Origin of the sequence: Planifilum fimeticola (assembly GCF_003001905.1) — a bacterium.
Taxonomy (GTDB): Bacteria; Bacillota; Bacilli; order Thermoactinomycetales; family DSM-44946; genus Planifilum; species Planifilum fimeticola.
On sequence record NZ_PVNE01000045.1, the window covers coordinates 1 to 12278 of the forward strand.

12 protein-coding genes are annotated in these 12278 nt (G+C 57.8%); 9 read left to right on the plus strand and 3 right to left on the minus strand.

The annotated features are described in order from the left end of the window. Positions 1 to 531: 531 nt before the first annotated feature. The 3 genes from CLV97_RS16995 to CLV97_RS17005 all read right to left on the minus strand — a co-directional run bounded on the left by CLV97_RS16995 (position 532) and on the right by CLV97_RS17005 (position 3643). A complete protein-coding gene (locus CLV97_RS16995; RefSeq protein WP_106346724.1) occupies positions 532 to 1170 on the minus strand; it encodes a YigZ family protein in 639 nt (212 codons plus the stop codon). Positions 1171 to 1564: 394 nt separating this feature from the next. Continuing rightward, positions 1565 to 2461 (minus strand): LCP family protein, encoded by an 897-nt coding sequence (locus tag CLV97_RS17000; RefSeq protein WP_170070595.1) that lies wholly within the window; start codon positions 2459 to 2461, stop codon positions 1565 to 1567. Positions 2462 to 2737: 276 nt separating this feature from the next. Next, positions 2738 to 3643 (minus strand): LCP family protein, encoded by a 906-nt coding sequence (locus CLV97_RS17005; RefSeq protein ID WP_170070596.1) that lies wholly within the window; start codon positions 3641 to 3643, stop codon positions 2738 to 2740. A 518-nt stretch (positions 3644 to 4161) separates the two neighbouring features. Here CLV97_RS17005 and metK point away from each other — a divergent pair. The 9 genes from metK to CLV97_RS17055 all read left to right on the plus strand — a co-directional run bounded on the left by metK (position 4162) and on the right by CLV97_RS17055 (position 12122). Further along, entirely contained in the window at positions 4162 to 5355 is a 1194-nt protein-coding gene (gene metK, locus CLV97_RS17010; RefSeq protein WP_106346727.1) for a methionine adenosyltransferase, read from the plus strand. A gap of 348 nt (positions 5356 to 5703) precedes the next feature. After that, positions 5704 to 6114 (plus strand): glycosyltransferase family protein, encoded by a 411-nt coding sequence (locus tag CLV97_RS17020; RefSeq protein ID WP_106346729.1) that lies wholly within the window; start codon positions 5704 to 5706, stop codon positions 6112 to 6114. A 70-nt stretch (positions 6115 to 6184) separates the two neighbouring features. Then, on the plus strand, positions 6185 to 7864 hold the full coding sequence (locus CLV97_RS17025; protein WP_146130541.1) for a helicase-related protein: 1680 nt from the start codon (positions 6185 to 6187) through the stop codon (positions 7862 to 7864). 107 nt (positions 7865 to 7971) lie between these two features. Then, on the plus strand, positions 7972 to 8682 hold the full coding sequence (locus CLV97_RS17030; protein ID WP_170070597.1) for a ComFC family protein: 711 nt from the start codon (positions 7972 to 7974) through the stop codon (positions 8680 to 8682). Between the two features lie 154 nt (positions 8683 to 8836). Beyond that, the gene (locus CLV97_RS17035; RefSeq protein ID WP_106346732.1) at positions 8837 to 9109 is read left to right on the plus strand and encodes an HU family DNA-binding protein; all 273 of its coding nucleotides are present in this window, start codon (positions 8837 to 8839) and stop codon (positions 9107 to 9109) included. A 397-nt stretch (positions 9110 to 9506) separates the two neighbouring features. Further along, positions 9507 to 10289, plus strand: coding sequence for a basic amino acid ABC transporter substrate-binding protein (locus tag CLV97_RS17040; protein ID WP_245891694.1), 783 nt, complete (start codon positions 9507 to 9509; stop codon positions 10287 to 10289). 91 nt (positions 10290 to 10380) lie between these two features. Continuing rightward, the gene (locus CLV97_RS17045; protein ID WP_170070598.1) at positions 10381 to 11067 is read left to right on the plus strand and encodes an amino acid ABC transporter permease; all 687 of its coding nucleotides are present in this window, start codon (positions 10381 to 10383) and stop codon (positions 11065 to 11067) included. A gap of 6 nt (positions 11068 to 11073) precedes the next feature. Further along, a complete protein-coding gene (locus CLV97_RS17050; RefSeq protein WP_106346734.1) occupies positions 11074 to 11796 on the plus strand; it encodes an amino acid ABC transporter ATP-binding protein in 723 nt (240 codons plus the stop codon). A 125-nt stretch (positions 11797 to 11921) separates the two neighbouring features. Continuing rightward, the gene (locus tag CLV97_RS17055) at positions 11922 to 12122 is read left to right on the plus strand and encodes a cold shock domain-containing protein (RefSeq protein WP_106346736.1); all 201 of its coding nucleotides are present in this window, start codon (positions 11922 to 11924) and stop codon (positions 12120 to 12122) included. The last annotated feature ends 156 nt before the right edge of the window (positions 12123 to 12278 follow it).

Genomic DNA, 12278 nt, shown 5'->3' on the forward strand with positions numbered 1-12278 from the left:
AAACATCAAAAAAATGGCCTTGCTCCTCTCGAAGAGAGGAAAAGGCTTTGTGATCCGCCTAATTTACCAAATCTAATTTCCTTTATCTGTTTATTTCCCATAAACATGCAACCCCTGGCGCTTTTCTTGCGAAAAGAGCCAGGGGGTTTGTCATCAATCTCAATCGACCGCTTTAGGCGGTCGATTTTTTTTCCGATCGATGTTCCCCGTCGGGTGAATCAAAGGTCAAACCTTATAAATCAGGGTGCCCTGTTTCCGCGACAAAGGTTCCGGAACGATTAAAACAGTCCGCGCAGCGAATAGTAAATCAGCAGCCACAGCGGAACGCTCATAAAGGTGGCGTTGAACAAACCGAACCAGAACGCTTTTCCGACGACCGGGAAGTTCATGGGGGGCACCTCCGAGATCCCTTTCGTACTTTTATTATACGTTATCGAATTCCCTGAGTGGGGATTTTTTGTCAATTGTAAACGAAATGTAATGCTGAAGTAATCTCGGCGTCAATTGCCCCGAGCAACCCCGGAGGGCGGTTTAACTTTCCCGTTCCCGGTACGCCATTCCTCCTTCCTTCACCGTTCCCTGCCCGCCGGTGATTTCGGCGAAGTGTTCCAGAAATGCTTTTTCCTCTCCCGCCGGGATCCAGACGGTCCAACTCACCTTGTCCGTGAAGCGGGGCGGATCGATGTCGTATCCGGAGGTCCGGAGGGCGTGCTCTACTTTGCCCATCCAGGAATAGTCCAGGGTGATTTCCATCGCCCGGTGAAGCTGCCGGATCACCGTCCCGGCCGCGTCCAAACCGGCGGAGGCGGACTGGCTGTACGCCCGGACCAAGCCGCCCGCTCCCAGCTTGATGCCCCCGAAATAGCGGGTGACGACGACGGCGGTGTCCACCAGCTGCCGGGCTCGGATCACCTCCAGGATCGGCCGGCCGGCCGTGCCCGCCGGTTCGCCGTCATCGGAGGAGCGCTGCATTTCACCGCCGCGGCCGACCACCCACGCGTAGCAGTTGTGGGTGGCGTCCCAGTGGCGGCGGGAGATTTCCTGGACGAAGGAGGCGGCTTCCTCCTCCGATTCGACCCGGCTTGCGTAGGCGATGAAGCGGGATTTCTGGATGACGATCTCCGTCTCCCCGTACTGTTTGACCGTGCGATAGCGCAAAGGTTGGGTCATTTTGGCGTCAGCTCCTTATCGATTCGGATCGAAGGAGAGGCGTACAAACAAAAAGAGGCACCCATTTTGAAAAGGATTGTCGAAAGGGTAGCCATGGCGGTCCGGTTCTGCTATGATGGATTCGAATTCCATAAAAAGGGGGAATTCCCTCTTTTGGGCATAATCGAGTGAACGAAAGGGGAATTTATATGTTCTTTTCCTTTGGGATCCACCCGGTTTACCTGCTGCAGGTTCCGGAACCCCTGGATTTCTCTCCATCCATGGGAGTGCCCGGCGCTGACCGGACAGGGTCCGGTACGAGACGCCGGGCAAAGAGGCGGTTGGTTCCTCTCGGGAAGGTCCGAGCCGGTGTCCGTTCGCACATCGATCCGTTTCCTAGAGTGCGGGGACCGACTTAGTACTGGTTCTGACCTCCATCGCTTTCCTCAGAGTTGCCGGTGGTGTCTGAATCCGTGGTCTGTCCTTCCGAGGAGGGGGGATCCAGCTCCAGATGCTCCCGGAGGATTTTGCTGACCCGCTGCCGTTCCATTTCACTGATCCGCACGATCGAGACATTGTATGAGCCGATCGGAACTTTATCGTAGGTGACGTTCAGTTCGATCGATTCGATGTCATCCTTTGAGATCTTCCGGTACAAGTTTTGCATGGCGATCATTTCCTTGACCTTGAGGCTGGTGGAGATGTTTTCGCCCAGGATGTTCAGGATCTCGTTGATTTTGGTCAAGCCCTTGAGGCTGACGCCCTTGTCCATGAGGTCGACCAGCACTTCCCGCTGCCGCTCGTTCCGGCCGAGATCCCCCTTGGGATCCCGCTTCCGCATGCGGACGTAGGACAAGGCCTGATCGCCGTTCAGATGCATCGGTCCCTTTTTAAAGTAGTACCGCTCCTGTTTGCCCAGCCTTTTCTCCCAGAAATCGAATTTCACGTTGACGTCCACTCCGCCCAGGGCATCCACGATATCGATGAATCCCTTGAAGTTCACCTTGGCGTAGTGGTCGATGGGAATGTTCAGGAGCTTCTCGATCGTCTCGGCGGTGTTGGTGACGGGGTTCACCCCTTTTGTTTTTCCCCAGTAGGGTGCGGAGTTGATCTTGTCCTGATGTCCCCCGGTGTTGGCGATCTCCACGTAGCTGTCCCGCGGAATGCTGACCATCTTGACGGAATTGGTTTTGGGATTGACTGCGGCGACGATGATCACGTCGGCCCGCCAATTGTCGGTTTCTTTCCTCACGTCCGTACCCAGGAGAAGAACGGTGAAAGGTTCTTCAATGGTTATTTCGTTTTCCCGCAAATCTGATTTTTTCCGGTCCATCGGCTCGTACGTATCAGCCGCTGCGTCCCAGGTCCGGTAAAAAAGGTAGCTCCCCGAAAGGACTATAACGGCCAATGAGAGGAAAGCTGTGCGTAACAGCCATTTTTTTATCCGTTTTTTTCGGACGCGTTCAACCCGGCTCTGATTGATTCGTCTCATGGCCTTTCCTCGCTTTATGTTCCCATAACATTCTCTCCTCATACTATCATCTTATTTCTAGCTGCTCAAGTAGAAAAATAATGAATTAAGCCGTTGTCAAGCCTCCAGTTCCAGATGGCGCCGCAAGAGGGATCGAATGCGGAGGCGCTCCTTTTCCGGGACGATGAAGTAGTACCGGCTGCTCCATTGGTCATGTCCGCGGAAGTGAATCGTTTCAATATTTTTTTCGGGCACCCGGGACAGGGTGTAGCACAGGCTGACCGCATCCCTCAGGGTGAGAGAAGTTTCGCTGTAAGCGCGGAGAATGTTGAACAGCCGGTTCATCTTCAACAGCGTGGAAGGATGTTTGCTCTTGTGCCAAAGGCTGCGGAGCACCTGCTGTTGACGCCGGTGGCGGTCGAAGTCGTTGGTTCCCGTCCGGTCCCGAATGTAGGCCAGCGCCTGGGAGCCGTTTAAATGCATGGGCCCCTTGCGGAAGTGATGGCCCAGATAGGAGAAGGAACGGGGGCTGTTCACGTCGACGCCTCCGAACAGGTCGATGATTTTCCGAAACCCCTTCATGTTGACCTTCACGTAATGGTCGACGGGGATGTCCAAAAAGGATTCCAAGGTTTGTACGGTGGATGGGATGCCTTCGCCGAGGGCGTAGGCGTGATTGATCTTGTCCAGCGCCGTCCGGCCTTTCCCCAGGTTGAGCCGGACTTTCGTGTCTCGCGGCACATGGAGGATTTTAACGCTCCTTTTTCGCGGATGGATGGTCAAAAGCACCAGGGCGTCGGTCCGGCCGGGGTCGTCGCGCCGCTGATCCACTCCGATCAACAGCAGGGTGGTCGGGCGGTCGAGGAGAACCGGCTTCGGAGCGTCCGGCTGTTTTCGCACCGGTTCTTCCCCGACGGTTTTGGGGCGTCCGGGGGGACGGGTGTGGGCATTCCAGATTCCGATTCCGCCGAGGAAAAGGAGAAGGACGGACAAGGCGAGCATGAGACGAACCGCTTTGCGCATGAATCTCTCCCCTTCGAGCGCGATGGCCGTTTTTGATCCCCCCGCCGAGGTCACACGATTATAGTTTTCCATCCCCGTTTTTTCTCTATGAGTCCTTCAATCCTTTATATTGTTCCGCGGGGAGGAGCGCGGCGCGGTTTTGGACGGACGGCCGCCTTTTTTTGTTTCCGGGCCGTCCGTCCGGGTATCAGCGGCCTAAAGCAAGCTTCCGGCTTCAAGGGAAATGAATGGAAGGGCGGAGGAAGCCCTTGCACCTTGTCTTTCCCCGGCTTTTACGTTATCCTATTCCTGATGAACGGCCCCGCTCCCATCGACCCGCCCGGCGAAGGGCGAGGATCGAAACGATCACGGGACAGCTGGACGCTCCATTTACCATATCTGGCGAGTCACCATCGAGGACGGATCAGGGTACACGCGCCTTTCCTCGGGGAAAGGTTTTTTTGTTTGCCGTGCGAAGGGGTGGGCTCCCTGAAAGGGCCCGCGGGATTGCATTCGGGGAAGCAAAGGAGGAATGAACCATGAGCTCGCGCAGCTTGTTCACGTCCGAGTCCGTGACTGCGGGACACCCGGACAAGATCTGTGACCAGATCTCCGATGCGGTATTGGACGCCATTCTGACCAATGATCCCAACGCCCGGGTCGCCTGTGAAACCGCGGTGACGACGGGGTTGGTGCTGGTCTCGGGAGAGATCTCCACCGTCTGCTACGTGGATATTCCGAAAATCGTCCGGGAGACCATCCGGGAAATCGGTTATACCCGCGCCAAATTCGGGTTTGATGCGGATACCTGCGCGGTGCTGACCTCCATCGACGAGCAGTCTCCCGATATCGCGATGGGGGTGGACACGGCGCTGGAAAAGAGGGAAGGGCGCATGACGGAGGAGGAGATCGAAGCGATCGGCGCCGGCGACCAGGGATTGATGTTCGGCTTCGCCTGCAACGAGACGCCGGAACTGATGCCTTTGCCGATCTCCCTGGCACACCGGTTGGCCCGCCGTCTCCACCGGGTTCGGGAGGACGGCACCCTTCCCTATCTCCGGCCTGACGGCAAGACGCAGGTGACGGTGGAGTACGAAGGGGACCGCCCGGTGCGGATCGATACCGTCGTCGTGTCGGCCCAGCACGCGGAGGACGTCGCCTTGGCCCGGATCAAGGAAGACATATTGGAACATGTGATCCGGCCGGTCGTCCCGGAGGAGTTGCTGGACGCGAGCACCAAGTATTTCATCAACCCCACGGGGCGCTTTGTGATCGGAGGTCCCCAGGGGGACGCCGGCCTGACGGGTCGGAAGATCATCGTCGACACCTACGGAGGATACGCCCGCCACGGCGGGGGAGCCTTCTCCGGGAAGGATCCGACCAAAGTGGACCGTTCGGGGGCCTACGCCGCCCGCTATGTGGCCAAAAACATCGTAGCCGCCGGGCTGGCCGACAAATGCGAAGTCCAAGTGGCCTACGCCATCGGCGTGGCGCAACCGGTTTCCATCCGCGTGGACACCTTCGGCACGGGCAAGGTGGACGAGGGCCGTCTGACGGAGCTGGTTCGAGCCCACTTTGACCTCCGTCCTGCGGGGATTATCCGCTCCCTGGACCTGCGCCGGCCCATCTACCGGCAGACCGCGGCCTACGGGCACTTCGGCCGGGAGGATCTCGATCTTCCCTGGGAACGGACGGACAAAGCGGAAGCGTTGCGCAGAGACGCGGGAGTTTGATCAGGGGTTGCTTCGTTCCGCAATTTGGGGAGAAACTTGAGGATCTTTCCGGCCCGATCCCCCGTCGTCGCGGGTCGGGCCGGAACATCGATATTCCCGGGACCGGGATTGGAGCCGCTTCGCACAGGGAGTGCGGGCGGCTGTTGTTTTTTTCTGAAAGGGTTTTCTCCGCCTGGATGGAGGGGTAAAATATGGATGGAAAGGAGAAGGGAAACTTCTCAGGAAGCTCAGTTCCGAAATGATAATTTCTGAAGTTTTCGAAATGGGCCTGGGCGGTTCTGGGGGTGACGTCCCTCCAGAACCTCCTGTGCCTTTGTCACATATATTGTGGCAAAGGAGGGACGAAAGATGGAGTGGGTGCTGTGGGGAATGGCTTTGTACGGATCCCTTTGGCTTTTGCTCGTGGCTTTTGCGCGTGCCATGCTGCTCCGCTTTGAACCCGCCGGAACCCATCTCGTCGTGGTGACGCGGAACAGTCAGGGATGCGTCGAGTGGGTGGTTCGTTCCTTCTTTTTCTGGAGCTGGCTGAGCGGAAGATCGTGTCAAATCATCTGCCTGGACACGGGATCTTCCGATGATACCCTGATCATCCTGAAGCGGTTGAAACATCGTTATCCCTGGATCCGCATCCGATCCGTCAGGGAGCACCAATTGGCCGACCGAATGGCGGAGGAAGGGGCGGATGCGGAACGGGTGGTCGTGATGGATCTGCGCAATCGGCAATACGGCTGGGAGATCCCCTTCGATCTCCAAGGGTGATCGAAGGGGTTTCGGCGGCCTCGAAATCCAGAAGAAAATCGATGAATATGCGGTTCAGGTGCAATTTGCGATGGAGACGTCCGTTTACACGTTGACCCGAGACCCTACCCGCCGCTTCAGCATCGCTCCGGATGTGGACGCTCTGTACTGGGACAGGCGCGGCGAAGCGGTGACGGTTCTGGAAACCCATCCTTCCGTGGGACAAGCCTTCCGGCATTTGCGTTCCGGGAAAGGTGCACCCGGCGATCGGCTCCCGCCTCCTCCGGTTTCCCTGTGGGAGCGCTGGGAGAGGGCGGCCCATTCCCTCCGATCGCTGTTGGCGGGAAGGGCCCTGCTCTGGGATGAGGTGAAGGGCCTGGTGCGGGAGCTGGCGGGGCCCATGGGGGATCAGGAACTTCGCGCGGTCCTGCAGACCATGTGCCTGACCGGCATGGCCTTTATGCTGCCCGGAGTCGAAATCCCTTCGGCCGTTTCCCGCTGGCGTTGCAACCGGTGCGGATCGGGACCGGAGGGATTGTTCCGTTCCCGGTGCGGGCGGTGCGGGGGCGAATGCGTCAGCTGTGACCGCTGCCTTTTTCTCGGGCGCTCCCGCGCCTGTACGCCTCTATTCTTCTTTCTGCCCGAGGAGAAAGGAGAGGCGTCCGGAGATTTTCGAAGGGTCGATCTGCGCCTTCCCGCCCTGACCGAGGGACAAAAATGGGTTTCCGATCGTTGCCTTGAAGCGGTGCGGTCGGGGCAGAGGTTTTTTCTCGTATGGGCGGTGACAGGATCGGGCAAAACCGAAGCCGTGCTTCCTGCCGTTCATCGGGTGTTGGAGGGGGGCGGGCGCGTTTTGTGGGTTTCGCCGCGGCGGGATGTGGTGGAGGAGCTGGCCCCGCGGCTGGATCGGGCTTTTCCGGACCTCCCGGTGAACGTCCTGCACGGGGAGAGCGGTTGGGTTCGGACCAGCAGTCCGCTTACGGCGGCGACGGCCCATCAGGCGTGGCGATTTTACCGCTGTTTCCAACTGGTGGTTGTCGACGAAGTGGATGCCTTTCCCCTGAAGGGGGACCCGCAGCTCCGGGCGGGGGTGGAACGGGCGGCGGCGGAAAGGGGAACGATCCTCTGGCTGACGGCCACTCCCCCTCGGGACCTGCGCCGCCGGCTAGCACGGGGGCAATTTCCAGGGGTGATTCTGCCGGTCCGACACCACGGCCGCCCGCTCCCCGAACCCCGCCTGTTTCGCCTGTGGAGGTTGTGGTCTTCCCTGGATCAGGGGCGACCGCTCCCTCCCGTGACGGCCTTTTTGGAAAGGGTGGTGGAACACGGGGGACAAGGGCTGTTGTTCGTGCCGCGGGTGGCCGATGTGGATCGCCTCCTCTCCTGGATCCGGAGGCGCCACCCCGACCGGTTTGGGGAGTGCCGCGGCGTGTCCGGCCGGGACGGTGAGCGAAAAAGGATATTGGAAGAGCTCAGGAGGGGAGACATCCGGTTTCTCATCACCACGACCGTCCTGGAAAGGGGGGTTACGCTGCCCCGCTGTCACGTGTTGGTCTTCGGGGCGGACCATCCCGTGTTCGATGCGCCTGCACTGGTGCAGATCGCCGGGCGCGTGGGGCGCACCGCCGATTACCGGTTCGGGGAGGTCTGGTTTTTGTCCGCCGAGCGGACGGAGGGACAGTTGAAGGCAATTCGGGAGATCCTATGGATGAACCGGGTGGCTCGCCGCCGGGGGTGGCTGAAGGAGGATGAGGAAAATGGTTGCCAATAGCTGGACGATCGGCGGGCGATCATGTACCATGGTCGTAGACCGCCGGATCGGGACGCACGGGAATGGTGCGGCGTAGCAGCTCAGGTGACGGAGAGGAGAGGTGTCCGGTGTGGGAACATCTTTTTCCCCCTCCCACCACCTGTTGGTTTTGTTCTTCCCCCGCGGGCGGGCACCCCTGGTCGGGGGTGTGGGGGCGCTTGTGCGCGGTCTGCCGCCGTCGGTTGGTCCGGATTTCTCCGCCGCTGTGCCGCCGGTGCGGAAAACCCCTTGCCGGGCAGGGGACGGTCCTTTGCGGGGATTGCAAAGGTCGAGTCGGGCATCTGGATCAGAATCGGAGCGTCGTCCGGTACAACGAATTTGCCCGGGAGATCGTCGCCCTGTTCAAGTATCGCGGGCGGGAGCGCCTGGCCCGTCCTCTGGGGAGGATGATGGCCGAGTCGGCCGCCGGGCATGATCCGCTTCCCGACTGGATCACCTTTGTGCCCCTGCATCCGTCCCGGCTGAAGGAAAGGGGATTTAATCAGGCGGAACTGTTGGCGCGGATCGTCTCGGCACGGTTGAACCGACCCCTGATTCCGCTTTTGAAGCGGGTTCGCCCCACCGAACCGCAGAGCCTTAGGAACCGCCGGGAGCGATTGGTTGCCCTCCGGGGAGCCTTTGCCTTGGCGGAGGATCGGGAGGTCCGCACGAAAATCGCCGGCACCCGCGTCCTCATCGTCGACGACGTGTATACGACCGGTTCCACTCTGGAAGAATGCGCCCGCATTTTGAAAGAAGGAGAGGTGAAACGCGTCGTGTCCGTCACCTTTGCCCGTTAGCATTCCGGCACCCATCGGGCAGTCTATAAGCATCGAAAAAGACAAAACTTTCGATGTCTATCGTTAAAAGAGGTATATTCCCTCTTAACAATGGGTAACACAAGTAATGCGACCATCATTTCTATGGGAGTTTACGAGAAAAGGAGTGGAATCCATGAACAAGTCCGAGCTGATCGAACGGGTGGCCGCCGCCACCGGAAAGACCAAGAAGGAAGCCGGTATGGTGGTGGACGCCGTGCTGGAAACCATCTCTGAAGCCCTCAAGCGGGGAGAGAAGGTTTCGCTGGTCGGTTTCGGCAACTTTGAAGTGCGGGAGCGTTCGGCCCGTACCGGTCGGAATCCTCAGACCGGGGAAACGATTCAGATCGAAGCCAGCCGGGTTCCTGCCTTCAAGCCCGGCAAGCAGTTGAAGGAAGCGGTGAACTGAAAAGAGAATCGAAACGAGTTGACGAAATCACGGGTCATCCTTTCTGGGATGGCCCTTTTTGTCGGGCTGTGAAGCCCGGGTTTGAGCAAATAAATGGAAATTGACAGAGGGAGCAGGAAGATTTCCTGTGCTTCACGAATTTTTTTTCATGTGTTTTCAGCATAAACGCCCTGTTTTGTAAAAATTGAAAATTTTGGTGAAGGAGGGGATTCCCAAAAGATAGTCATTGCATGACCATAAATACACATTTATAATAATCCAACGGGAAGCGAGCTCTTTTCCTTAGAGTATTACGGATGGTTATGCGGGAAAATGTGTGAAGAAACAATGTTTCCTCCCCCAAGGGCTCCCGAGGGAGCGGTGGGAAAATATGCACAGCAAGAGGGAGGCGAAGGGTTTGAAAAAAGGGAGATGGGTCATCGCATCGGTCTTTTTGGCGGCGGTGCTGGTGCTTACCGCCTGCGGCGGCGGTCAAAAGTCCGGCAGCGAATCGGATGGAAACGTGCTCCGGGTGGGGACCGATGCCGCTTATCCCCCCTTCGAAAAGCAGGAGGGGAGCGGGGAGATCACCGGTTTTGACATCGAAGTGATTCAGGCGATCGCCGAAGCGGAAGGCCTGGAGGTCCGGGTTCAGCACACCGGTTGGGATGGACTGTTTGAGGCGGTCGACAGCGGCAAAGTGGACGCGGGAATTTCCGCCATCACCATCACGGTGGAGCGGAAGAAAAAGTACGACTTCTCCGAACCCTACTTTGAGGCGAAGCAGCTCATCCTGGTGCCCAAGGATTCCGACGTGTCCACGCTGGAGGATCTGAAGGGGAAAAAGATCGGCGTTCAGTCCGGGACCACGGGGGAAATCGTGGTGCAGAAGGCCTTCGGCAAAACCTATGAAGGGATTCGGGGTTACGACGACACTCCCGGGGCCATCGATGATCTGGTGATCGGACGGGTCGATGCGGTGGTGGCCGATAACGGCGTGGTCCTCGACTACATGAAAAAACTTCCGGAAGGGAAGTTCAAGACGATCGAAGACAACTCCTTCGAGCCCGAATCCTACGGAATCATGGTGAAGAAGGGCAACAAGGAAGTACTGGACAAGATCAACTCCGGCCTGAAAAAGATCCAGGAAGACGGAACCTTCGACAAGATCTACGAAAAGTACTTCGGCCAAGAGTCATAACGGGTGCGGAAAACCGCCGTTTCCTTCCATTTGGTTTTGGCGGATCTGAAAGGATCCGCTTTTTCTTCGCATGTAGGAAGAGGTGTTTTACATGCAGGGTATCGATTGGTCTGTCGTCATCGAGTACAAGGAGAATTTTATCCGGGGATTTTATACGACGATCGAGCTGACGGTGGTCGGGATTCTTTTCGGAATGCTCATCGGACTGATTCTCGGGCTGATGAACATTTCCCGGATCAAGGTGCTGACGATTCCGGCAAAGGCCTATGTGGATCTTTTCCGTGGAACGCCCCTGATGCTGCAGATTCTGGCGATCCATTTCGGCATCATTCCCACCGTCTGTGATGCGATGGGCGTGGATACTCCCTCTGCATTGATTTCCGGCTTTATCGCCCTTTCCCTGAACGCCGGGGCGTATATTTCCGAAATTTTCCGCGGCGGAATCCTGTCGATTCACAAGGGGCAGATGGAGGCGGCCCGTTCCCTGGGGATGACCTACTGGCAAGCGATGCGCCTGGTGATCCTTCCCCAGGCCTTCAAACGGATGCTTCCCCCCTTGGGAAACGAGTTTATCGCCCTGATGAAGGACTCATCCCTGGTGATGGTGATCGCCGTCAACGATATTACCTACGCGGCCATGACCACGGCGAAAAGCACCTGGGAGCGGTTGGCTCCCTACGCCACCGCCGCCCTCATGTATCTGGTGCTGACCTATCTCTTGTCCCGGGTGGTCTTCTACTTGGAGCGGCGTTTTGATACCGGCCGAAAGGAGGGGTGATCCCGATTGATCCGTGTTGAACATCTCTACAAGCGCTTTGGCGATCACGAGGTGCTGAAGGATATCAACGTGCACATCAAGGAAAAAGAAGTGGTCTGCGTCATCGGGCCGAGCGGATCCGGCAAGAGTACCTTTCTGCGCTGTTTGAACCTGCTGGAACCGATCACCTCGGGCCGGGTGGTGGTGGACGGCCACGATCTGACCGATCCCAAGACGGACATCAACCAGGTTCGGACCGAAATGGGGATGGTGTTTCAACAATTCAACCTGTTTCCCCACAAGCGGGTGATCGAAAACATCACCATGGCCCCCATTCGGGTGCGCAAATGGTCCAAGGAGAAGGCGGAGCAAAAGGCGATGGAACTGCTCGGTAAGGTGGGGCTTCAGGACAAGGCCCAGGCCTGGCCGGAACAGTTGTCCGGAGGGCAGCAGCAGCGGGTGGCGATCGCCCGCGCCTTGGCGATGGATCCCAAGGTGATGCTGTTCGACGAACCCACCTCTGCCCTCGATCCCGAAATGATCAAAGAGGTGCTCGCGGTGATGAAGCAGCTGGCCGCCGAGGGGATGACGATGGTGGTGGTCACCCATGAGATGGGGTTTGCCCGGGAAGTGAGCGACCGGGTGCTCTTTATGGATCAGGGGATGATCATCGAAGAAGGGACGCCGGATGAGCTGTTCAACCGGCCGAAGGAGGAGAGGACCCGCTCTTTCCTGAGCAAGGTGCTCTGACGGAATTTAACCGGAGATTCATGGCAACGTTTCCAATCTTGACTTTTCACCTTCACAGTGATATAGTTGATCCGCATGGGATGTTGATCCCCATGTGGATCAATTTTTAGAAGGGAATGTTTTACATGCAAGGCAGAGTGAAGTGGTTCAACGCGGACAAAGGGTATGGTTTCATCGAACGGGAAGGTGGCGAAGACGTATTCGTCCACTATTCCGCCATTCAGGAAGAGGGATTTAAGACCCTCGACGAAGGTCAAGCCGTGGAATTCGACATCGTGGAAGGTCCGCGTGGACCACAAGCTGCGAACGTGGTGAAGCTCGGCTGACGCAGTTCGCAGCTGAAGTTCGATAACGTTCGGAAAAAACCCCCCTCAGATAGAGGGGGGTGAGGCTGTTGACAAAGAAGGGTCAACAGCCTTTTTTGTTGAATTCGGAATAAAACAATTCCGAAGGAAGGTTTTTATATGTTCAGGACGAACCCA